The organism is Deinococcus peraridilitoris DSM 19664 (assembly GCF_000317835.1).
GTDB classification, from domain to species: domain Bacteria; phylum Deinococcota; class Deinococci; order Deinococcales; family Deinococcaceae; genus Deinococcus_A; species Deinococcus_A peraridilitoris.
Window position 1 is genome coordinate 2,590,462 of record NC_019793.1, and the last position, 20,057, is coordinate 2,610,518.

24 protein-coding genes are annotated in these 20,057 nt (G+C 67.0%); 14 read left to right on the forward strand and 10 right to left on the reverse strand.

What is annotated here, in order from left to right:
- Window positions 1-29: 29 nt before the first annotated feature.
- From yedA to DEIPE_RS12645, 8 genes are all read left to right on the forward strand, one after another.
- Complete coding sequence (yedA, locus tag DEIPE_RS12610) at window positions 30-908, forward strand: drug/metabolite exporter YedA (protein WP_015236349.1); 879 nt, start codon at window positions 30-32, stop codon at window positions 906-908.
- Between the two features lie 22 nt (window positions 909-930).
- A complete protein-coding gene (locus DEIPE_RS12615; RefSeq protein WP_015236350.1) occupies window positions 931-1,491 on the forward strand; it encodes an antibiotic biosynthesis monooxygenase in 561 nt (186 codons plus the stop codon).
- Between the two features lie 124 nt (window positions 1,492-1,615).
- Complete coding sequence (rpmH, locus tag DEIPE_RS12620; RefSeq protein ID WP_015236351.1) at window positions 1,616-1,759, forward strand: 50S ribosomal protein L34; 144 nt, start codon at window positions 1,616-1,618, stop codon at window positions 1,757-1,759.
- Between the two features lie 125 nt (window positions 1,760-1,884).
- The gene (gene rnpA, locus DEIPE_RS12625; RefSeq protein WP_015236352.1) at window positions 1,885-2,274 is read left to right on the forward strand and encodes a ribonuclease P protein component; all 390 of its coding nucleotides are present in this window, start codon (window positions 1,885-1,887) and stop codon (window positions 2,272-2,274) included.
- Window positions 2,275-2,379: 105 nt separating this feature from the next.
- A complete protein-coding gene (gene yidD, locus DEIPE_RS12630) occupies window positions 2,380-2,676 on the forward strand; it encodes a membrane protein insertion efficiency factor YidD (RefSeq protein ID WP_015236353.1) in 297 nt (98 codons plus the stop codon).
- Between the two features lie 9 nt (window positions 2,677-2,685).
- Window positions 2,686-4,278, forward strand: a complete 1,593-nt coding sequence (gene yidC / locus DEIPE_RS12635; RefSeq protein WP_015236354.1) for a membrane protein insertase YidC — start codon at window positions 2,686-2,688, stop codon at window positions 4,276-4,278.
- A 176-nt stretch (window positions 4,279-4,454) separates the two neighbouring features.
- On the forward strand, window positions 4,455-5,030 hold the full coding sequence (locus tag DEIPE_RS12640; RefSeq protein WP_015236355.1) for a DUF402 domain-containing protein: 576 nt from the start codon (window positions 4,455-4,457) through the stop codon (window positions 5,028-5,030).
- Window positions 5,027-5,737, forward strand: coding sequence for a class I SAM-dependent methyltransferase (locus DEIPE_RS12645; protein ID WP_015236356.1), 711 nt, complete (start codon window positions 5,027-5,029; stop codon window positions 5,735-5,737). Before DEIPE_RS12640 ends, DEIPE_RS12645 begins: the two co-directional genes overlap by 4 nt.
- Before the next feature lie 112 nt (window positions 5,738-5,849).
- Here DEIPE_RS12645 and DEIPE_RS12650 read toward each other — a convergent pair whose 3' ends face one another.
- Window positions 5,850-6,542 (reverse strand): nucleotidyltransferase domain-containing protein, encoded by a 693-nt coding sequence (locus DEIPE_RS12650; protein ID WP_015236357.1) that lies wholly within the window; start codon window positions 6,540-6,542, stop codon window positions 5,850-5,852.
- A gap of 132 nt (window positions 6,543-6,674) precedes the next feature.
- On the opposite strand from DEIPE_RS12650, the gene DEIPE_RS12655 reads away from it, so the two are divergent.
- Entirely contained in the window at window positions 6,675-7,151 is a 477-nt protein-coding gene (locus DEIPE_RS12655; RefSeq protein WP_015236358.1) for an HIT family protein, read from the forward strand.
- A 30-nt stretch (window positions 7,152-7,181) separates the two neighbouring features.
- On the opposite strand, the gene DEIPE_RS12660 is transcribed toward DEIPE_RS12655, so the two are convergent.
- Window positions 7,182-7,697: an HIT family protein gene (locus DEIPE_RS12660; protein WP_015236359.1), complete on the reverse strand. Its 516-nt coding sequence runs from the start codon at window positions 7,695-7,697 to the stop codon at window positions 7,182-7,184.
- Window positions 7,698-7,849: 152 nt separating this feature from the next.
- Here DEIPE_RS12660 and DEIPE_RS12665 point away from each other — a divergent pair, with 152 nt between their 5' ends.
- From DEIPE_RS12665 to DEIPE_RS12675, 3 genes are all read left to right on the forward strand, one after another.
- A complete protein-coding gene (locus tag DEIPE_RS12665) occupies window positions 7,850-8,434 on the forward strand; it encodes a Jag family protein (protein WP_015236360.1) in 585 nt (194 codons plus the stop codon).
- Entirely contained in the window at window positions 8,431-9,276 is an 846-nt protein-coding gene (prmC, locus tag DEIPE_RS12670; RefSeq protein WP_015236361.1) for a peptide chain release factor N(5)-glutamine methyltransferase, read from the forward strand. The genes DEIPE_RS12665 and prmC overlap by 4 nt, the downstream gene beginning before the upstream one ends.
- A 110-nt stretch (window positions 9,277-9,386) precedes the next feature.
- Window positions 9,387-9,794 (forward strand): hypothetical protein, encoded by a 408-nt coding sequence (locus DEIPE_RS12675; RefSeq protein WP_015236362.1) that lies wholly within the window; start codon window positions 9,387-9,389, stop codon window positions 9,792-9,794.
- Between the two features lie 131 nt (window positions 9,795-9,925).
- Here DEIPE_RS12675 and DEIPE_RS12680 read toward each other — a convergent pair whose 3' ends face one another.
- Together DEIPE_RS12680 and DEIPE_RS12685 are read right to left on the reverse strand one after the other, a co-directional pair.
- A complete protein-coding gene (locus DEIPE_RS12680) occupies window positions 9,926-10,723 on the reverse strand; it encodes an SDR family oxidoreductase (protein ID WP_015236363.1) in 798 nt (265 codons plus the stop codon).
- Between the two features lie 46 nt (window positions 10,724-10,769).
- The gene (locus DEIPE_RS12685) at window positions 10,770-11,519 is read right to left on the reverse strand and encodes an enoyl-CoA hydratase-related protein (protein WP_015236364.1); all 750 of its coding nucleotides are present in this window, start codon (window positions 11,517-11,519) and stop codon (window positions 10,770-10,772) included.
- Window positions 11,520-11,790: 271 nt separating this feature from the next.
- Here DEIPE_RS12685 and DEIPE_RS12690 point away from each other — a divergent pair, with 271 nt between their 5' ends.
- Both DEIPE_RS12690 and DEIPE_RS12695 read left to right on the forward strand, forming a co-directional pair.
- Window positions 11,791-11,994, forward strand: coding sequence for a hypothetical protein (locus DEIPE_RS12690; RefSeq protein WP_041230889.1), 204 nt, complete (start codon window positions 11,791-11,793; stop codon window positions 11,992-11,994).
- Window positions 11,995-12,039: 45 nt separating this feature from the next.
- Window positions 12,040-13,242, forward strand: coding sequence for a molybdopterin molybdotransferase MoeA (locus tag DEIPE_RS12695; protein WP_041230890.1), 1,203 nt, complete (start codon window positions 12,040-12,042; stop codon window positions 13,240-13,242).
- Here the strand turns inward: DEIPE_RS12695 and DEIPE_RS12700 are convergent.
- The 6 genes from DEIPE_RS12700 to DEIPE_RS12725 form a co-directional block, all read right to left on the reverse strand.
- Entirely contained in the window at window positions 13,229-14,212 is a 984-nt protein-coding gene (locus tag DEIPE_RS12700; RefSeq protein ID WP_041231508.1) for an NAD(P)/FAD-dependent oxidoreductase, read from the reverse strand. The two genes, DEIPE_RS12695 and DEIPE_RS12700, sit on opposite strands and share 14 nt — an antisense overlap.
- A gap of 73 nt (window positions 14,213-14,285) precedes the next feature.
- Window positions 14,286-15,425 carry a cytochrome P450 gene (locus tag DEIPE_RS12705; RefSeq protein ID WP_015236368.1) on the reverse strand — a complete coding sequence of 380 codons (1,140 nt, stop codon included), beginning with the start codon at window positions 15,423-15,425 and terminating at the stop codon, window positions 14,286-14,288.
- A complete protein-coding gene (locus DEIPE_RS12710; RefSeq protein WP_015236369.1) occupies window positions 15,419-16,843 on the reverse strand; it encodes a phytoene desaturase family protein in 1,425 nt (474 codons plus the stop codon). The genes DEIPE_RS12705 and DEIPE_RS12710 overlap by 7 nt, the downstream gene beginning before the upstream one ends.
- Window positions 16,840-17,958, reverse strand: coding sequence for a glycosyltransferase family 2 protein (locus DEIPE_RS12715; RefSeq protein WP_015236370.1), 1,119 nt, complete (start codon window positions 17,956-17,958; stop codon window positions 16,840-16,842). Before DEIPE_RS12715 ends, DEIPE_RS12710 begins: the two co-directional genes overlap by 4 nt.
- On the reverse strand, window positions 17,946-18,617 hold the full coding sequence (locus DEIPE_RS12720; RefSeq protein WP_015236371.1) for a lysophospholipid acyltransferase family protein: 672 nt from the start codon (window positions 18,615-18,617) through the stop codon (window positions 17,946-17,948). The genes DEIPE_RS12715 and DEIPE_RS12720 overlap by 13 nt, the downstream gene beginning before the upstream one ends.
- Window positions 18,584-20,032, reverse strand: a complete 1,449-nt coding sequence (locus DEIPE_RS12725; RefSeq protein WP_015236372.1) for a carotenoid biosynthesis protein — start codon at window positions 20,030-20,032, stop codon at window positions 18,584-18,586. The genes DEIPE_RS12720 and DEIPE_RS12725 overlap by 34 nt, the downstream gene beginning before the upstream one ends.
- Between the last annotated feature and the right edge of the window lie 25 nt (window positions 20,033-20,057).

Below are 20,057 nucleotides of genomic sequence, written 5' to 3' on the forward strand. Positions count from 1 at the left end.
AATCAAGGATCGCTTTCTATCATGGGCGAATGAGCGCTCTCCCGGCTTTGCGTGGTGGCTACAGCCTGCTGGTCCTTCTGGCTTTGTTGACGGTGTACGTCGTGTGGGGCAGCACGTACTTCGGCATCAAGGTGGCCATTGCCAGCCTGCCGCCCATGGGCATGCTCGCCATTCGATTTCTGGTAGCGGGGGCGCTGCTGTACGGCTTTTTGCGCTGGCGGGGCGCGCAGGCGCCAAGCGCGGTGGAGTGGCGCTCAAGTGCCATGATCGGCACCTTGCTGCTGGGCGGCGGAACCGGACTTGTCACCCTCGCGGAACGCGACGTCAGCTCCAGCGTGGCGGCCATGGTGATCGCCGTCTCGCCCCTCTTCGCCTCGCTGTTCGCGCGCATCTGGGGTGAGCGGACTTCGGGGCGCGAATGGCTGGGCATCGTCATCGGTCTGGCGGGTATCGTGCTGCTCAATCTGGGTGACTTGCGCGCCACGCCGCTGGGCGCGTTGCTGCTGATCCTGGCGCCGCTGTGCTGGACCTTTGGCAGCATGTGGGGCAAGCAGCTGCGTCTGCCAAGCGGCCTGATGGGCTCGGCGGCCGAGATGCTCACGGGAGGCGCAGTGCTGCTGGTGCTGAGCCTCCTGATGCGCGAATCGTGGCAGGTGCCGACCCCGGCGAGTTTGTGGGCGCTGGTGTACCTGATCTTTTTTGGCTCGATGCTGGCCTACAGCGCCTATGGCTACCTGCTGCAGCATGTCCGCCCGGCGGTGGCGACCAGTTACGCTTACGTGAATCCCATTGTCGCGGTCGCGCTCGGGGTCGGCCTGGGCGGCGAGCAGCTCACGACCCTTGGTTGGGCGGCCCTGGCCGTGATTCTGTTCGGCGTCGTGCTGGTCGCGTGGCCACGCAAGTCTTGAACGGCGCCTTTATTCTGAAGGGGTGAGTGACTCCGAAGCGGGCCCGGTGACCCTGTCGGTCACCCGGAACGTCCGCCGTGGCCGTGAAGCGGATTTCGAAGCCTGGGCCGCCACCCTCAACCGCGCGGCGCGCGACTTCCCCGGCCACCTTGGCATCGGCGTACTGCGCCCGCCGGGCGGATCGGGTGGACCGTACACCATGGTCGTGCGCTTTGCGAGTTACCGGGAGCTGCGCAGCTGGCAGGAGTCACGGGTGCGCGCCGAGCTGCTCGAACAGGGACGCGAGCTGATCGAGGGCCAGCCCACCGAGCAACTCGCGGGCCTGGAGTTCTGGTTCACGCCTCCCGCTTCGCCGACCCTGCGCCAGCCACCCCGCTGGAAGATGGCCGCCCTGACCGTGCTGGCACTTTACCCCCTGAACCTGCTTCTCAACGTGCTGCTTTCCCCGCTGCTGTCGTCCTGGCCGCTGGCCCTGCGCCTGTTGCTGCTGGCTGTGCTGGTGGTTGTGGTGATGACCTACGCCGTGATGCCCATGGTGACCCGCGTCTTCCGGTCCTGGCTTTCGCCGGGCGGCGCAGGCTAGCGCGCGCGAAGGAGACCATGCTAGAATTTTCAAGCTTGCCCTTCAGGGGCGATTTTGTATGCTCCGGCTCCAGGGCGTCAGCGCCTCGTGACTGTAGACCTTGGAAGACCGTGAAGGAGGAATCATGAAGCGCACGTACCAACCCAACACCCGCAAACGCGCCAAAACCCACGGTTTCCGTGCCCGTATGGCCACCAAGTCCGGTCGCCGCATCCTGGCGCGCCGCCGCGCCAAGGGCCGCACCCAGCTGACCGTCTCCGACGAGTAAGGGCGATCCGCACCGAACACCGGCATCCACGGGACGCCAGACGAGCGGGCTTTGGCCCGCTTTTTGCATTCCGTTTCCCAGTACCACGCTCTGACAACAGCGCGCCTTCTGCTGAGGCCTGAACCATGACCGACCGCCACCAGCCTTCGTCACCTTCACGGACGCGCAAGCGCAGTGCAGGTCTCGCGTCGCTCACGGGCGAGCGCGAGTTTCGTCAGGTCCGCAAGGGAAAGACGGTCCGTACTCCCTACTTCACCGTGCGCGCCGTGCACTACCGTCCCAAGCACCGTGAGCCGTATCGGCCCATGACGATTGTCGGAATCGTGGTGAGCAAAAAGACCCTCAAGAGTGCCGTAGACCGCAATCGGGTCCGGCGACGGGTTCGTGAAGCCTTGCGCCTGCTCGAACTGCCTCCCTGCCGGGCGATGGTCCTGCCCAATCCCGCAGTGCTGTCAGTGGATTTTGCTGAGCTGCAGGCGCAACTCAAGCGTGCCTTTGACAAGGCCGCGCCCTGACCTTACTCACCGGGCAACAGCGCCACGGGTCATTTGTGAGAAGGGCGGAGGACTACCGTGCATCCGGCTGGAACTTCCTTCACGAGAAGGTCGTAGACTGGAGCGATGTGTCGGGAGAGCGCCAGCCTGACGGGCGAAGGCAGAACGAAGGTGCCGGGTGGGTCAATCGGCCTGCTGGCATCATTTATTCTGGCGGGAGTGCGTTTTTACCAACGCACCCTGTCTCCACTCAAGGGTGGACCGACCTGCCGCTTCACGCCGACGTGTTCCACGTACGCCCTTGAAGCGGTCGAACGGCACGGCGTCGGGCGTGGAAGCCTGCTGACCGTGCGGCGCATCATGCGGTGCCATCCCCTGAACCCGGGCGGGTACGACCCCGTGCCTCCAGCACGCGGCCGTTAGGAATAAACAATGCAGAACCAGAACGACTCCACCTCTTCTCGGCCCTCCACCTCGCCGGCGCGTTCACGTGCGGCCTTTTTGTTGCCCCTGCTGGCCCTGCTCGGTCTGGGTTCCGCTTCGGCTGCCGTCACGGCCCGCTGGATCGAAGCCGACTTCAACGGCGACGGCCGCAAAGACCTGATCGCCACTTCAAATCTCGCCGATGTGGTCTTCAATCCGGAAGGCGAGGTCATCGGCTGGTACCCGAAAGTGGCGCCGGGCAGCAACCTGATCACCGAGCAGAATGGTGCGTACGGTTTCAACAAACTCAAGAACACCATCAGTCTGGTGCGCGAACGCAAGGCTTTCGAAGTGGTGCTGCCCGGCAACACCGCCGAGCGCCAGGCCCGGCCTTTCACCACCCAGACTGACCTGCCGAACAACCGCCTCACGGCGAAATTCCAATACACTCAGGGAAGCGCGACCGTTTCCAAGACCATCGCACTCAATCCGCGGCAGTTCACCATGATCGCCAACATCGACGTGGACGGCGCTGAGAACTACACCGTCAACTTCGCGGGCCTGTCACGCAACAACAACCCGGACGTCAAAGCGGTCGCCCAGGGCAGCACCGACATCCAGACGTCGGGCACGGTCAACAACATCCAGTACGCCGCGCTGCAGGAAGAACCAGGTACCTTCAACTCACAGGCCGTGACAGCCCTGATCGTGCGGCCCATCGAAGGAACGCAGGCCAGCGTCAATTTGCAGGGCGGGCAGAACGCCAATCTGGCGCTGCAGTTCTCCGGTCCGGCGCAGCTCGCGGTGTACGGCGGCAAGAACGAACTGATCCGCCTCAGCCAGACCGGGTTCCTGAATCTGCCCGGCATCTTCGATCCGAACCTGTTCGGAAAACTGTCGCTGGGGGTCGCTTCGTTGATGGAGTGGCTTTACGGCTTTCTGAAGTCATGGTTTCTGGTCATCGTGGCCATCACCATCCTGATTCGCCTGCTGATCTGGCCCCTGATGCAGTCTCAGGCGCGCTACACCGCCCGCCTGCAGTTCATCCAGCCGGAAATCAAGAAACTCAACGAACAGTACAAGGACGATCCGCAGAAGCGCGCCGAGGCGACCATGCTGCTCTACCGCGAGCACAACGTCAACCCGATCGGGTGCCTGCCGATGTTCATTCAGTTTCCGTTCCTGATCGTCCTGTGGAACACCATCCGTAACTTCGAGTTCGACAGCGGCCTGCTGTGGCTGCCCGACCTCTCGATTCCCGATCCCTTTTACATTCTGGCGGTGCTGTACGTGCTCGCCAACCTGCTGAGCCTCTACGTCATGACCCGCAAGACGCCGGAGATGTTCAAGCAGCAGTCGTTCATCTACCTGATCTTCGCCTACTTTGCCATCACCTTCCCGGCGGGAGTGACGCTCTACTGGATTCTCTCGACGCTCTTCACGGTGCTGCAGCAGGTGCTGATCAACCGCCAGATGGAAGCCGCCATGGCCGCGCGCAACGTGCAGCGCGTCGAGGTGCCCGTCAGCCCGAATCTCAGCAAGAGCGTCAAGCCGGCCAAGACCGCGCCGGCCCTGCCAAAAAGCAAACGCCAGAAGGAATAAGCCTGACAGTTCCAAAAAGCCTTCCCGAATGGGAAGGCTTTTTCTGGTGTGCTATGGATAGGGTCTGGCGCCATCCTTTACCACCACTGGAAGGCCCTATGGACGCCGCCCGAGTCGAGTTACGCGGCCGGTCACTTTCGCCTCTAAACGCCCGAGCTACACGTAAGCTGAGCCCCATGCCCCGCAAACGCTTCGACAAACGCGACTGGCACCGTGTACCGGCCGGCGGAACACAGCTCGTTCGCGACACCCCACGCGGCCTGCTCGTGGACTATACCGCCGGTCGCGTGACGCTTCCTTTGACCGTGCCGTTTCGCGAACGCCGCCTCACGATCCTCGACGACCACTACCGCTGGGTGTTCCTGCTGCCACACGCAAGCGGCCCCGCTGTGCGGCACGCGCTGACCTTACAGTGCGACGCGCAAGGGCGGGTCGTGCAGGTGTACGTGGACGTCATCGGCGACGGCGGTCGTGACGAGGACGGCCTGCCGTGGACGCTGGACCTGTACCTCGACGTCATCGCCGTGGTGGACGACGAGGGACGGGTACTGGACGCGGAGATCATCGACGCGGATGACCTCGCGAAGGCCGTGCGCGATGGAAGGCTCGACGAGGCCACCGCGAGTCGCGCGTGGGTCGAAGCGCGACGGATTCACGCCGAACTGCTGGCCGGACAGTTCGAGCTGCTGGCGTGGCTTCTCGTGCAGCTGCGCGAGGGGAACGCCAGCGAGCGACTGGTGGAGCTGCCATGACGGGCAAGACTGAGGCGGGACGCGCCTGGAGCGACGACATTGCCCGCAGGCCCGGCGGTTACTCGGTCACCTGGACGCAGTGGGTGGAAGGCCCGGACGCGCAGGCGATCTTCGACGCACTGGTGTTCGACCGCACGGCGGGGAAAATCGCACTGGACTGCGGTTGCGGGGACGGGGCGTTCACGCTGGCCGTCGCGCGGGGCGCGTCGAGCGTGACGGGCATCGACTTCTCCGAGGGCATGCTCGCCCACGCCCGAGTGCTCGCGGCCGAGCGTGGCATGCAGAACGTGGTGTTCGTTCACGCACATGCCCGGCAGGACGCCCTTTTGCCCGCTAGGTCGTTCGATGTGGCGTACTCGCGAAGGGGGCCCAACATCACGGCCGTCGTGCCTGCCCTGGTGCGTCCCGGGGGCGTCCTGCTGGGCCTGCACCCCCTGGAACGCGATGAGGACCAGGTGCGGTACGCCCAGGGCCTGCGGGAGTCGGACCTGGACGTGCGGCGCTTCGAGCGGCTGGACGACCGCTTGCGCTTCCCGACGCTCGTGGACCTCGCCGGGTACCTGCAACGGACGCCCGGCATGCCGGATGTGCGCCGGCCCGAGCACGCGGACCTGCTGCACGAACTGGCGGGCGAGATGGTTCACCCGGACGGTGGCTTCGTGCAGCAGGTGCGCTGGCTGCTGTGGGAGGCGCAGGTACGCTGGTGAAGCTGAATGCAGGCTGTCGTGGTGGGTGACCGGCAGGTGGTCAGCGCTCGTCAGGAATTGCCCAGCTGCTGAACTGAGGTGGGTGACGCAGGTGTGGTGGTCAATCACGAAGCTACAGGTCAACGGTGTTTTCCAGCAACCACGCCGTGACGTTCTCAAAGGCCGCGACACGCTCGCCTGGCTCGCCGAGCAGCAGCGGACGCCACCAACCGCTCCCCGGACCCGGCAGGACCGGCAGGAGCTCCCACATCAGCGTCGAGGACGGCACGGGACGGTCGTACAGCACGCATACGCCTTCCAGCAGTTTCCACGTTGTCGTGTGTACGAAGAACACCTGCCGTGCAGTGTCCAGGTCGCTGTGCAGCTTGCGGACGGTGCTGGTCAGCCAGTGCCGCACGGCCCGGCGGTCTGCTTCCGGAGTCCGGTATGCGGCGAGCGCTTCGTGGGCGCGTGCCTTCAGCTCGTGTAGCGCGAGCGTCGGGTCATGCAAAATCCGCGCTTCCTGCCAGGCGTACAGGTCGGGCGGACGCGACGCGAGACGCGCCTGTGCCTGCTCGAAGGTATGGTGGTGCCGCTCCACGAGGACGCCGTCACGGAAGAGTGACTCGAACGGTTGGGAGCGCGCTGCGTACACCCGCAGGTCGAGGTCCGCATTCGGGCAGGCGGTGCCACGTGCGACGCTGCCGCACACCAGCACACCCAGCGCCCCTTCGCGTACGGCGAGGCCGAGCTCGCTTCGCAATACCTCCCGGTGCGCGGTGTGCGTCACGAAGCTGAGGTCCACGCTCACGAACTCACGCTTCACTCGCTCATCGTAAACGTGGAGGCTGCTTACGCGCGAACAGCGCACTTCGGACTGACTTTGATCCTCCCTCTGAACATCACTCCCAAAGCTTCCACTTCACCAGTGCGAACCGCGATGGTTCGGTCAAGTGTGATGAACGCCCCTCGGCACGCCCCTGGTGATTACTTCTGCCCGTTCTGCGAGGTGGTGCGCGGTGGCCGTGTGGCGCGCACGCAACCTGAGGACGTCATCCTGCACACGCCGCTCGTCACCGCCTTCATCGCTGCGGGATGGTGGCCGAACAACCCCGGTCACGTCCTCGTGGTCCCCAACGCGCACTTCGAGAACCTGTACGACCTGCCCGATGAGTACGGCGCGGAGATTCACCGGGTCTCGCGGCAGGTGGCGCTGGCACTCAAAGCCGCGTACGGTTGCGAGGGCACGTCAGTGCGGCAGCACAACGAGCCGGGTGGCGGGCAGGACGTGTGGCACTACCACCTGCACGTGTTCCCGCGCTCCGCGGGAGACGACCTGTACGTGCTCACCCCGCAACGCCGCATGACGCGACCTGAGGAACGCGAGCCGTACGCCCTGAAACTCCGTGCGACCCTCGAAGCCCAACAGGGCTGACGGAACGTTACGCCGGGCGCCACCCTTGCGTCACGCGTTCAGACGTGAGCGCAGTCGGCCCGCGAGGTCGTCCAGCTCACTCAGTTGGACTTCCAGCACGCCGTGCTCGGCCATCAGGAAGTGAAACTGCTGCTGTTCGTACGGCACGCCCGGCGGGAGGGGCACGACGTGCCAGTGGACGTGCGCGTTGCCCTGCTGGCTGCCGAGGGACAGGACGTACACCCGCTCGGTCGGCAGTTCCGCGCAGAGGGCCTCGCCCACGCGGTACACGAGTGCTTGGAGGCGCAGGTACTCGTCCTGAGTGAAGTCGCCCGTCACGTGCTCGCGGTGCTCCCTGGGTGCGATGAGCACGTACCCGAGGGCCTGCACGAATTCCCGCCTCTCCGCATTGGGAGATTTTGCGAGGAAGGCAATGAAGAACTCGTCCTGGTACAGCACGTGATGCCGGTAGTCCGGATGCCCGCTGAGCAGTGCACAGATGAAGCACGGGCCAGTCCGGGTGCGCTGCACGTAGGTGTCGAGATCGAAGGGGCGCCGTTCCCGCATGCCCGACCCTACCATAGCCCACCTGCATCTCCCTTCAACACGCACGTTCTGGCAGCGACCGCATGTTCAGAGCGTAACTGAAGTTTTTCCGGCGCATTGCGCGCCGACTCGAGTGTGTCCGGCGAAATGCCGCTTTGCCTTAAACTGTCTCCATGGACAAGAAAACCAATCTGGACGACTACCTTGCCGACCTCGGCATCAGCGAGGCGGAAGATGAGGCGCCCCCGCGCCCACCGGTCGCCTTGCCCGAGTCGCCGCGTGCGAACGTGCCCAGCGAAGCGCCGAGCACCATCGTGGAGCGTTTTTTGCGCGGCCTGCTGTCACGCATCGACGAGACGCTCGAGGTGACCGTGCGCGAGGCTGAGGACGCGGTGGAGGCCGACATCACGGGTGAGCGTGCGGGCCGTCTGGCAGGTCGTGACGGGCGGGTGCTGGCCGCCATCGAACTGCTGACCCACACGGTGCTCTCCAAGCACACCGGACGGGCCGATGCGCGGGTACGTATCGACGCCGGAGGTTTTCGGCGCCGTCACGCCGACAACCTGACCAAGCTGGCCGAGCGGCTGGCCGTTCAGGTAGCCAAGAGCGGCGAGAGTCACGAATTGCAGCCCATGCCGCCGGGTGACCGCCGCATCATGCACATCGCCCTCAAAGAGCATCCCGACGTGATGACCGAGTCGGTCGGGGAAGGACCGGGCCGCCACCTGATCATCCGGCCGCGGCACGCCAGCAATTGAGCCTGCCAGAGGACGTACCGCCCACGCTGGGTGACTTGCTGAGCGACCTCACCCGCCGCTTCGGGAGGGCTAGTGTTCCCTCCGCGCGTGTCGACGCCGAACTGCTCGTGATGCACGTGCTGAACTGCACTCGCACCGAACTGGTGCTGCGCCGCGAGCGCTGTGTCATGAGCAACGACAGGGCGCGTCTGGAGGAGCTGGCCCGCCGACGTTGCGGACGCGAGCCCCTGCAGCACCTGCTGGGTGAAGTCGAGTGGGGCGACCTGATCCTGAAGGTCACGCCCGCAGCGCTCATTCCACGTCCGGAGACAGAAGTGCTGCTGGAATTGGCCTTGCGTGAATTGTCAGGCGTGCGTGACCCTCGTGTGCTCGACATCGGGACCGGCACGGGCGCACTGGCGCTTGGCATCGCCCGGGCCCGGCCCGACGCCCAGGTATGGGCCACCGACCTCAGCGCCGACGCACTGGAGCTGGCACGTGAGAATGCCGAACACCTGGGGCTGCCGGTCACCTTCGCGCTGGGCCACCTGCACGCTGGTCTGGCCGGTCCGTTCGACCTGATCGTGTCCAATCCGCCCTACCTGCCGCTCGCCGACGCGCCCGTGGTCGCACCCGAGGTGCGCCGTGACCCCGAGCTGGCCCTGTACGCCGGAGAAGACGGCCTGGCGGTGGCGCGGCCTCTGGTGCATGAGGCCCAGGTCCTGGTGGGGCCGCAGGGCGTACTGGCGCTGGAACTCGATCCGCGCAATGTGGCCCTGCTCGCGGCCGAGATGAGCGCTTGGCACGTCGAGGTTCAGCCGGACCTGACCGGACGGGCGCGTTTTCTGCTGGCCCGTCGCTGAGCTGTTCCAACGCGCTATCAGGCCTTCGCTTCAGGTTGGCTTTGCAATCTGGCAAGGCTGCCCAAAGCCTTTTTGCATCCACCCTGGCTCCTGTGCGGCAACAATGCGGTATGCGCGATATCAAGCCTGCCCGTGCAGCCGCCAGGGCTGCAGTGCAACTGCCCGAAAACCAGCTGCCCGAATACCAGCTGGTGCGCGCGCTGGCAGTGGTGGCACTGACCCTGGCAGCCCTGTTTGCGCTTCACTTGCATGCCGCTTCCTGGCTGGCGGCGCTGACTTTTTCGGAAAGCTGGCGTTTCATGCTGCAGTGGCTGGTGACGCTCTTCGCGCTGCTGCTCACGGTGGCAGGAAGCGCGGCGTTCTGGGTGAGCACGACCCTGCTGAGGCGCCTGCGGATCCTTGTCCCGTCTCAAGTGTCTTCTCGGCGCGAAAGTGGGTTGCGGCAGGCCATTGTGGCAGGGCTCATTTCGCTGACAAGCGGCCTTTACGCGCTGCTGCAGGTGTGGGCTGGCCACTGAGCAACGCTGTGACGGGCACGCTGCCAGATCACCGGATACACCCATAGGATGATGTCTGGTTCACGGCAGGGCGAGGCAGGGACGCCCATGACAGCTGACCGCGCCCGGAGTAACCGAGCCACAGCCCAGATTCACCGGGCCATAAAGGACTGCGCCATCACGCCCGCGCCGAGCAGCTGGCTGCCTCCGTCGCAGGGAATCACCACGCCCGTGATGTAGGAAGCGGCGTCTGACACCAGAAAGAGCGCCAGGTTGGCGATGTCGTCCTTTTGACCCATACGGCCCAGCGGAATGCCGCGTGTAACGGCCGCGCGTGCCGCCTCGGTGGGCGCCAGACGGCGCATCCCCTCGGTGTCGTCGATGGGACCGGGAATGATGGCGTTGACGCGCACACCCCGTTCGCCCCACTCGATGGCCAGCACCTTGGTCAGCGCGTCCACGCCGGCCTTGGCAGCCACGACGTGTGCCTGCAGCGGCACCGGCATTCCGTAGGCACTGATCGACAGTACACTCGCCCCTGGTGTTCTCAGGTGAGGAGCGCTCGCCTTGACCGTATGAAAGGTGCCCAGCAGATCGATGTCCACCACCGACTTGAAACCGTTGGGAGAGATCTTGTCCACGGGGGCCGGAAAATTACCGGCCGCGCCGCAAATGACCACGTCGATCGCTCCGAAGGTGTCCACCGCCTCCTGCGCCGCTGCCTCCAGTGCGGCCATGTCGCGTACGTCGGCCGAGACGCCCAGCGCCCGACCACCGACAGCCTGAATGCCTTGAGCCGCGCTCGCAGCTTTTTCCAGGTTGCGGCCCAGCAGGGTGACCGCGCAGCCATGCTCGGCGAAGAGCTGCGCGATGCCCAGATTGATGCCGCTGCCTCCGCCGGTGATCAGGGCGTGCTTGCCTTGCAGGATGCTGGCTTGAAAAATTGACATGGTGTTCCTTTCGAGGCTGCATAAAAGCAGCGGAGATGACGAAAGCTCAGCTTTTCTTGAGGGAGAGCGCCACACGTGAGGCATCGAGGAACAGCGCGTTCCAGCTGGCCGTTTCGCGGTAGTGCACCTGAATTCCGGCCTCCAGGCGCGCGTTCATGGCGCGCTTGATGCCCCGCAGGGTCGTGGCCGGCAGTTCGCTCAGGGTGTGCGTAAGCGCGCGGGCGTGCTGTGTGGTGGCGTCCGGGCTTTCCAGCACCTCGCTGACCAGCCCGATTCTCTCGGCGCGCCGTGCACCGATGGCCTCGCCGGTCAGCGCGAGGCGGCGCGCCCAGCCTTCGCCGACCAGATGCGGCAGACGTCCCAGCCCGCCCAGGTCGCTGACAATGCCGAGCTTGACCTCGGGCAGCGAGAACCGCGCTTCGTGCGAGCATACCCGCACGTCGCACGCCAGAATCAGTTCCAGGCCCGCTCCGATGCACCAGCCGTTGACGGCGGTCACCACCGGCACCGGAACGTTCGCGAGCGCTTCGATGGCCTCCTGCATGGGGGACAGAAGTTCAAAAAAGCCCTCGGGGCGCTCGCGTGAAGCGCTTAGCAGGGGCGCGGTCTGCACCAGGTCGAGGCCCACGCTGAAGTCTTCGCCAGAGCGCAGCAGCACCGCCCGGGCTTCTTTGATTTCGCTCAGGGCCGCGGGCAGCTCCTGCCAGAAGACCGGTCCCAGCGCGCCGCGCTTGCTGACCAGCGTCAGCTCGGCCACGCCAGCCTCGTGGGTGACCTGCAGGCTCGTGTACGTCATGCCTTACCCTACCCGAAAATTGAACCCAGTTCAGGAATACCGAATCCACGGTCCAATAATTTGCGGCCCCTCAATGGTTGGGGCCGCGTGAACAATACGAAAATGATTTGAAGATCTGGCGTGAGTATTCCTCGTTGCCGTCCTCATTTCACTTCATGCACTTTGGACAGAGATGAGCAGGCACTTCAGGCGGGCTTCACGCCGCTATGGAGGTCTGCTCATGCAGCCATCTGCACCTTCCAGCGTCAAGGAGCGTTATGCTAATAACAGAATGTATGATGAGCTGTTGCCCGGTCGCCAGGTGACCACAGCCCTGAAACCCGACCAGCAGTCACGCTGGTATGTGGTCGACTTTCGATGGACCGGAACGGTCGCCGTGGGACGTTTGCACCACCTGGACGAACCGTGGCGGGAAAAGCATGTGCTGGTGCGCACACCACGGTTGTCGGCTGACCCCCCGGAGATGACGCCCTGACCGGGCGGGCTGGACGAACGCCCGGCGGCGGGCCAAGATCAAGGGATGTCCGATTCCGGCCGGTCCTTTCCTATGCATGTCAGCCTCGACGAAGCGCGTTCCAGCTTTGCCGCACTGCTCGCTTCGCGCCTCGCCGCACATGAGCTGGCTCCGCTGGCCGCGTGTTATGGGCGCATCCTGGCCCAGGATCTGAGCGCGCTCGTTTCACACCCCAGTGCGACCGACAGCGCGCTTGACGGCGTGGCCTGCCGCGAAGCCGACACCCTGCAGGCCAGTCCGGACACGCCCGCGCGCCTGCGGCTGATTGGCGAGTCGCGTGCCGGAGCGGCTTTTCCAGGCGCCGTGAGTACGGGCGAGGCCGTGCGCATCTACACCGGCGCGCCCCTGCCAGACGGCGCCGACGCCATCTGTCCTGTTGAGCAGCTGCGGGACGCGGGCGAGGGCCACACCGAGCTGCTGCGCCCGGCCTCGCCCAGGGACGTGCGCCACGCCGGCAGCGACTTTCGCGCGGGCGAGGTGGTGTTGCGCGCGGGGCAGCTCCTCACGCCGCAGCGTGTGGCGCTGGCGGCCGCCCTGGGCCACGCGCGCCTGCCCGTGCGGCCCCGCTTGCGCGTGGGGCTGCTGTCCACTGGAGACGAGGTGGTCGAGCCCGGCGAAAGGCTGCAAGAAGGGCAGGTGTACAACTCCAATCTGTACGGCCTGCTGGGGCTGGTGCAGCAGAGCGGGCACGAGACGCTGATGCTCGGTAGCGCGCCTGACAGCCCTCGGGCGCTCTCGCAGGCGCTGGAACGGGCGGGCGGAGCCGACCTGCTGCTCACCTCGGGTGGGGTCAGCATGGGACGCTACGATCTGGTGCGCGACCTCCTGATCGAAGACGGCGAAGTCGCCTTCTGGAAGGTGCGCATGCGCCCCGGCGGCCCGGCCCTGTGTGGCTCGTGGCGCGGTACCCCACTGTTCGGCCTGCCGGGCAACCCGGTCAGCGCGCTGGTGGTCTTCGAAGTGCTCGTCCGGCCTGCCCTGACCGGGCTGCCCACACGCACGGTGCGCCTTCGCGCCGGTGAAAACTTCCGGGCCCTGCCCGACAAGACGGCCTTCTGGCGCGGGGTGTTGCGTGAAGGCGCGGTGGTGGAGTACCCCAAGCAGGCCTCGAGCGTGCTGCGCTCCCTGAGCGAATCCGACGTGCTGGTCATTGTGCCCGAAGGTCAGCCCGTGCGTGCCGGCGAAGAGGTCGAGGTCATGCTGTCGTGAGGCTGGCTCGCAGGGCCTGAGCGAGGCCCCACCCGCTTTCCAGTGCGCCCTCCACGCGCGCGCCGCCACACCAGTCGCCACACCAGCCCAGCTGCAACCCAGGGTCCCAGTGAAAGGGGTGCCCGAACGGCACGGTCGGCGTCGCGTAACGCCAGCGGTGCCCCTGAACGCGCCGGACGCCGATCTCGCCCGTGACTTCCTGCACTGCCGCGAGCAGCGCCACCTCAACCTCCTCGCGCGCTTCTTCCAGGTGCGCCCGACTCCAGGAACCCGAGGCGTGCGCCACCAACGTCGGCAAGGCGCCGGAAGCGCGCTTGGTGTGATCGCGGCTGAGCCAGCTCAGCACCTCGTGGCGAAGCTCCACGGCAGGCCAGTCGACCGGCAGGTCACGCTGCAGCTCCACCAGCAGGGTCCAGGTGGGATCGAAGCGCACGCGGTCCAGCTGCTCTCCGGCTGCGCCCAGGGACAGGTCGGTCACCAGCGCCGAGAGCTGCGGCGCGGGCAGGTTGAGCACCAGCGAGGCGGCCTGAAAGGCGCTGCCGTCCTGGGCGTAGACCTTCCAGCCTCCTTCCAGCCGAGCAAGCGAGGATACCGTTACCTCGGAAAGTACCTCCAGATCGCGGGCCAGGTGGTGCCCCAAGGCGCTCATGCCGTTGAGGGGTGCGAAGCGGGGATGACCTTCGGGGCGCGCCGTGACCTGCCCGCGCTCCCACAAGGGAAAGCCGTATGTCCAGATGCGCAGCCAGCCTTCGCGCTGCCAGCTGTCCACCAGACGCTGCAGGCGCTCTGAGCGCGCCGTGAAGTACTGCGCGCCGTGATCGATGCGCACGCCTTCCCGACGGCGGGTGGCCGCCCGTCCCGACACGCCGCGTGACTTGTCCAGCACCAGCACGCGCCGCCCGGACCGCGCCAGGTCGCGCGCGCACGCCAGGCCACCCAGGCCTGCTCCTACCACGATCACGTCATGCATCAGCGAAGTGTACGTCAGGGCCACGGACATAAAACGTCAGCGTTCACGCGCTTGGGCTGGAGCAGTTCACCCATCAGGGTCGGAAGCGCAGCACCAGTGGCCCGGTCGGTCCCAGGGTCACGCCCGGACGCGGTGTGGGGTCGCCGGTCACGGCGCTCAGTTCTCCCGACAGAAACAGCCCCAGCGCTTCTTCGAGCAGCAGGTGCGCCAGGTGCATGCCGAGACATACCCGCTCACCGCCTCCAAAAGGCAGGTACGTCCAGGGAAGCGGCGCCTGCTCGAAACGCTGGGGCCGGAATTCCTCGGGTGCCGTCCAGAACTCCGGAGAGCGCCCTGACAAAAATGGGCTGTAGATCACCAAATTGCCAGGAGCGAGGGCCACCCCCTCGATTTCGGCGGCCCGCTTCACGCGGCGGCTGCCGATCCAGCCGCTGGGATACAGCCGCAGGGTCTCCCTGATGGCGGGGCGCAGTCCCTCGGCTGTGCGCCAGGAACCGTGCTGAGCCAGGTGCCACAACGTCCAGGCCAGCGTGTGGGTGGTGGTATCGTGCCCGGCGGCCAGCGTCACCCGCGCCTCCGTCAGGCCGCCGCTCAGGCGGGCAAGGTGCGAAAGCAGGTCGTCGCCTCCCTGTTCCAGCCGCTTGCCTGCCAGGCGGCGCAGCTCGGCGTTCACCCGCGCAAAGAGGATCGGGCGTGGCCACATCGGCGAGGGAAAGGGCAGGCGCAACGGCGCCAGAAAGGCGTGCAGCAGCTCCGCATCGAACTCGCCCGAAAAATAGGCGGCGTTCAGCATGCTGAGCGTCGCCCGGTCAGCCCAGGACAACGCGTCGAACTCACCGCTTGGCCGCACGTCGTACAGAGCGGAGCGCACGCGCTCCTGCAAGTTCAGCAGCGCGTTTTTCCCGTAAGGCTCCCTGAGCTGCGCCCGGCGGCTGCGGTGCCCGGGTGCGTCGGTCATGATCACGCCGCCCGACAGGTACGGCACCAGACGGCTGAAACTTCCCGCGCTGACAAAGGATTCGAGATCGGTGAGCAGCGAGCGGTTCCAGGTCGGACCAAAGCCGACCACGGTGGGCAGGCCCAGCTTCAGCTGAAACGTCGTGCCGAACTGCGCGCCTTCCTGCAGCAACTGGAGTGGCGCTGTTCCCCAGCGCGGAAAATGCCCGGCATAGGGATGCGCTTCAGGGGCGGGAAGGCCGGCCGGGTTCACCATGGCCCACGCCCTCCCAGATCGTCGTAAGGCAGACTCAGCAGCTCTCCCGCGCCGTTCCAGCCTGAAAGCAGCGACAGGGGCACCCCGCCGCCCGGATGAACCGTACCGCCCACCTGCCGCAGGTTGTCATAAGAGCCCAGGCGCCAGCCCGGACGCAGGGCGCCCGCGAGACCGTGAGGCGCCGAGCCGTAAATCGCGCCACCTCGCGCGACCCGCGCGTACTCGGCAGGGGAGAGGGCCCGCCACTCCCGCACGGGCAGGGGCAGGCGTTCCTGCAGGCGCCACAGCAGAAACCGGGCGTACTCGTCACGCCCCGCGCCGAGTTCCGGGCGAGGCGGGGCATTCACCAGGAAAAATGCCCGGTCGCCGTCGAGGTGCAGGTAGAGGGTGGGATCGGTGGGCAGTTGCCCCGCACGCAGCTCCTGCCACTCGCGCGCGTAGTCCTGCGAGAAGAGCAGGTGGTGGGCGGCCGGCAGGGCTTCAGACAGCCGTAACTGCAGGGCGAAGCCACTCAGGCCCAGCGGGCGTGGTGAAGGCGGTGCGCCGAGCCACCCGAGGGTATGGTCCCGGTCAGCCGCGCTGACAAAAACGTCGGCGCTGAACACCCCACGGCCGGTGTGGGCAGCGTACACCAGCCGCCTTCCGGGCGCGACCCGTTCGTGCACGAGGTGCTCGACGCGGGTCCGGTACTCGAAGCGCACCCCGAGCATGCCCGCATGCTCGGCGAGCCGAGCCGCGAGCGCGCCGAGGCCGCGTGCCTGACCCGGCGGCCCACCGGCCCAGCCGTTCAGGTGCCACACGCCCATTCCCAGTTCGACCCAGCTGATGTTGTGCAGCACCGCGGGCGCCCGGTAGGGATCGGCACCCAGGTAAGTGGCAAAGCGCAGCCAGAAAGGCGTGAGGTAAGGCCCGCTCTGCACCAGGCTGGCGAGGGAGCGCCCCGGTGAGGCGCGCCTTCCTCGCGTGAGCGCGTAGCGCAGCAGGGCAGTGCGCGAAGGGGGCGGCGCGAACAGAAAGGTGTCCTGTGCGTCCTGGTACAGGGTGCGGGCAAGGCGCAGCAGGCGCAGGTAATCCTGACCTTCCGTTCGGCTGAGCTGGGCCAGGGTGCCGTCCAGGTCCCCTTCCACCGCCAGGGCGCCCGGCGCGAAGGTCCGCCCGTCCGCATAGCTGTAGGTGGTGGTTGGACGCGCGCTTTCGAAGTGCGGGCGGGGCAGGCCCACCCGTTCGTGCAGGGCGCTCAGCACCTGCGGCATCGTCACGACCGTGGGCCCGCTGGAGAAGTCGGCCCACCCCAGCGCGGCTTTCCCACCTGCCCGGGGGAGGGCTTCGAGCACTGTCACGTCCGCGCCGGCCCGCCGCGCCCGCAGGGCGGCCGCCAGGCCCGCGAAGCCCGCACCGATCACCACGACGCGCTTCATGGTCGGCTCCGGGCGTCGTGCGCTTTGTGCCCGGGCCGGTGGTAGGTCCGGCCCTTCCAGGAATAGGAGCCTTTGAGGGCGCGCAGGTAGATTGGCAGGGTCGCCAGGGGCAGCAGGGGCGTGGCCAGCACTTCCAGCAGGTCGGCGGGTGCGCGCCGTCCGCTCTTGAGGTTGACCAGCAGCCGCTCGATCAGGGCGTAGAGCATGAATTCGTGTCTGCCGCTCAACCACGGCCAGCTATAGGCCAGCAGGTGCCAGCCCCAGGACAGCGCCAGCAGCGCGCGGCTGCTTCCGTGGGCCTTGGGCAGGCCCTTGGCAAAACCCTGTACGGCCTCGGCGTAACCGCGGTACATCCTCACGCTCACAAGGTCGCCACCCAGCGCGATGGCGAGGCGACCGCCGCGCGTCTTGAGTTTCACGGCCAGCGTCACGTCTTCGAGCACCTCGCCGCGCACCAGGGCGTGACCGCCCAGCCGCTCGTACGGCGCACGCCAGAAGGCCATCAGCTGCCCGTTGCCCGCCGCCGCCGAGGCGAAGGGCAGCCGGATCAGCGGCGCGGGCAGCAGCGAGAGCAGCACGTCGTCGTTGAGCGGCACGATCAGGCGTTCGCCCGCCGAACGGGTTTCCTGGCGGGGCCACACGGTCAGCAGGTCCGCCCGCGAACGCAGCAGCGCCTCGACGACCGCGTCGAGCGCTCCGGGCTGCCACAGCACGTCGGCGTCCGTGAAGATCAGCACGTCACCCGTCGCGGCTTCCGAAAGTTGCTGACAGGCCCAGGTCTTTCCAAGCCAGCCGGGCGGCAGCGGCGCGCCGCTCAGTACCCGCGCTCCAAGTCGCGCTGCCAGCAATGGCGTTTCATCGCTCGAGTGGTCGTCGAGCACGATGACCTCGTGGGCGCCCTGCGCGAGCAGCGTGGGCAGGGTGCGGCGCAGGTTGTGCGCTTCGTTGCGGGCGGGCACCAGCAGGGACACCCGTGGCCAGGCTGCCGGGCGCGCGGGGCGCAGCACCTCGAAGGTCAGCAGGTTGAGCGCCAGGGTCAGGAGCTTGTAATGAAAGAAACCGCGCAAGGCCCGCTCCAGCAGCGGCGAAAGGGAAAGGTGGCTCAGGTTCTCCACCCGCCTTGCCTTTTTTTCGGATGGCCCAGCAGGCGCGTCAAGGTGCGGCTGGGTCCTTCCAGCCGCTCAGGCACGTCCCGCGCTCCGCGCGTGAGCTGCAGGTATCCGGCCAGCGGCCACTCGGGATCGCTGCCGGTGAGCTCCTGATCGAGCAGGGACAGTTCGCTTGCCAGACCACGTGTCAGGTCGGCGGTCGGCGTACCGATCCGCAGGTATGCCTCGGGATGCTGATGACCGCGCAGCACCACCCGCAGCGCCACCGGCACGAGCGGCACCCCGGCAGCGCGGGCGAGCCAGGCCGCGCCTGGCTGCAGCTCGACCACTGCAGGGCCGGGAGTGAGCCGACCTTCCGGAAAGATCCACAGCCACTCGCCTGCCCGCGCGCGGCGCACGGCGGGGCGCAGTTCGCGGGTGCCCAGCACGCCCAGCGCGCGAAAGAAGGCAAAGCGCGCCAGCTGCTCGTCGTTCATCAGCACGCTGGGGCGGCGTCCGAAGGTCCAGCACACCTCGGCCAGCACGTAGCCGTCCCACCAGCTGTGATGGTTGAGGGCCAGCACCGCGCCTCCCGGCGGCAGGGCGCCGCGCAGCCACACGCCGCGCAGATCACGCCGCACCGTGCGGCGGATCAGCGTGCGAAAGCTGCTCTCGACGAGGTCCATGTCAGTCCTCCCATCACCAGAAAGGTCACCAGGGCCGCCGGCCACATACCCAGCAGCAGCAGCCCGGCCGGGAGCATCAGGGCTTCGAGCCGGTACGCCCAGGCGAAGCTGCCCCCAGTGCGGGTCAATTCAGGCGCCAGCCGGCCCAGCACCCAGGCCAGCGCGCTGCCCACCACAAACCAGCCCAGGAAGTTCACCCACGGCACCCCGTAATAGAGGCCCCCGCCCGCGCTCCAGGTCCAGAAGCCCGTGCGGGTCATCAGGGGCTCCAGTCCCAGATCGAGCGCGACCAGCAGCGCCCCGACCAGCAGGGGCCGCCCGCCTGCCAGGGCCAGGGCAGCGGCGGTCATCCACCACCAGCCCAGCGGCACCAGCAGCGGCACGCCCAGCAGTGTCGGTCCGGGCGGGTCGTAGCTGTAGGCCCCGAAAGGAAACCCGGTGCGGCTGCCGAGCACCTCGACGAGGAGCCCCACCCCAAAGGCCAGCCCCGCCAGCAGCAGGGCGCGCGCCCCGACCTGCTCCCAGGCCCAGGCCAGGGCCGCCAGGGCCAGCAGCAGCGTCGAAATCGTGGCCAGCAAGGCAAAGCCCTCGGGCCAGAGCGGCACCGGCACGCGCAGCAGCGCGGACAGGGCCAGCAGCCCCACCCAGGGCCGCACAGTCGCCCGCAGGAAACGCACCCGCTCCAGCGCGACAGGATGCAAAAACAGCAGCAGCCCCGTGACGACCAGCAGGTTGGTGACGAGAAAGAACACGGCCTCTTCAAGCGGCAATCCGAACAGGTTCAGCCCGGTGGTGTAGCGCTCGCTGATGCTCCAGATGCCCTGCCTGATGGCGAAGAGGTCGGTTGCCCACAGGTACACGGTCGGGGGCAGCACCGCGAGCAGAAAGGTCCGCGCGTTTCCCAATACCAGGTCGCCCCCGAAGGCCCACTGCAGCGCGAGCACCGGCATGGCCCACGCCAGGATCAGGCCCAGGTAGAAGGTGGATTCGAAGCTCAGCATGAAGGCGCCCGCGAAGGCGAGCAGCAGCAGCAGAACTGCGCCGCCCCAGCGCACCGCGAAGGTGGAGATGTGTGGCGGCCCGCCCCGGCGCAGCAGCAAAAACAGCCACAGGCCCGCGATCAGGGTCTGCAGGACAAAAAAGGCGTACTCCTCGAGCGGCACGTAACCGACGCGTCCCAGCACACGCTCGGGTGGGTAGTTCCAGACCTGCTTATAGACCAGATAGTTGTCCCACGGCGTGGTATACACGAAGGCGATGAGGGGCAGCAGCCAGTAAAAAGTCCAGGCCCAGCGGTTCTCTGGCCGGTAGGCGCCCGCAAGTGGGCGGCCCGAGCGCACTTCGCGCCAGGTCCACAGGGCCAGCAAGGCCAGGAGCGGCGCGATGAACAGCAGGTGGTATTGCAGATAGGTCATGGGCAGGCCAGCTCGCACGCACGGA

Excerpts from the sequence above, each read along its gene's own strand:
- yedA (WP_015236349.1), top strand. The coding sequence starts at position 30 with ATGAGCGCTCTCCCGGCTTTGCGTGGTGGCTACAGCCTGCTGGTCCTT.
- rpmH (WP_015236351.1), top strand. The coding sequence starts at position 1,616 with ATGAAGCGCACGTACCAACCCAACACCCGCAAACGCGCCAAAACCCAC.
- rnpA (WP_015236352.1), top strand. The coding sequence starts at position 1,885 with ATGACCGACCGCCACCAGCCTTCGTCACCTTCACGGACGCGCAAGCGC.
- yidD (WP_015236353.1), top strand. The coding sequence starts at position 2,380 with ATGTGTCGGGAGAGCGCCAGCCTGACGGGCGAAGGCAGAACGAAGGTG.
- yidC (WP_015236354.1), top strand. The coding sequence starts at position 2,686 with ATGCAGAACCAGAACGACTCCACCTCTTCTCGGCCCTCCACCTCGCCG.
- DEIPE_RS12640 (WP_015236355.1), top strand. The coding sequence starts at position 4,455 with ATGCCCCGCAAACGCTTCGACAAACGCGACTGGCACCGTGTACCGGCC.
- DEIPE_RS12645 (WP_015236356.1), top strand. The coding sequence starts at position 5,027 with ATGACGGGCAAGACTGAGGCGGGACGCGCCTGGAGCGACGACATTGCC.
- DEIPE_RS12655 (WP_015236358.1), top strand. The coding sequence starts at position 6,675 with ATGAACGCCCCTCGGCACGCCCCTGGTGATTACTTCTGCCCGTTCTGC.
- DEIPE_RS12660 (WP_015236359.1), bottom strand. The coding sequence starts at position 7,697 with ATGCGGGAACGGCGCCCCTTCGATCTCGACACCTACGTGCAGCGCACC.
- DEIPE_RS12665 (WP_015236360.1), top strand. The coding sequence starts at position 7,850 with ATGGACAAGAAAACCAATCTGGACGACTACCTTGCCGACCTCGGCATC.
- DEIPE_RS12675 (WP_015236362.1), top strand. The coding sequence starts at position 9,387 with ATGCGCGATATCAAGCCTGCCCGTGCAGCCGCCAGGGCTGCAGTGCAA.
- DEIPE_RS12680 (WP_015236363.1), bottom strand. The coding sequence starts at position 10,723 with ATGTCAATTTTTCAAGCCAGCATCCTGCAAGGCAAGCACGCCCTGATC.
- DEIPE_RS12685 (WP_015236364.1), bottom strand. The coding sequence starts at position 11,519 with ATGACGTACACGAGCCTGCAGGTCACCCACGAGGCTGGCGTGGCCGAG.
- DEIPE_RS12690 (WP_041230889.1), top strand. The coding sequence starts at position 11,791 with ATGTATGATGAGCTGTTGCCCGGTCGCCAGGTGACCACAGCCCTGAAA.
- DEIPE_RS12695 (WP_041230890.1), top strand. The coding sequence starts at position 12,040 with ATGTCCGATTCCGGCCGGTCCTTTCCTATGCATGTCAGCCTCGACGAA.
- DEIPE_RS12700 (WP_041231508.1), bottom strand. The coding sequence starts at position 14,212 with ATGCATGACGTGATCGTGGTAGGAGCAGGCCTGGGTGGCCTGGCGTGC.
- DEIPE_RS12705 (WP_015236368.1), bottom strand. The coding sequence starts at position 15,425 with ATGGTGAACCCGGCCGGCCTTCCCGCCCCTGAAGCGCATCCCTATGCC.
- DEIPE_RS12710 (WP_015236369.1), bottom strand. The coding sequence starts at position 16,843 with ATGAAGCGCGTCGTGGTGATCGGTGCGGGCTTCGCGGGCCTGGCGGCC.
- DEIPE_RS12720 (WP_015236371.1), bottom strand. The coding sequence starts at position 18,617 with ATGGACCTCGTCGAGAGCAGCTTTCGCACGCTGATCCGCCGCACGGTG.
- DEIPE_RS12725 (WP_015236372.1), bottom strand. The coding sequence starts at position 20,032 with ATGACCTATCTGCAATACCACCTGCTGTTCATCGCGCCGCTCCTGGCC.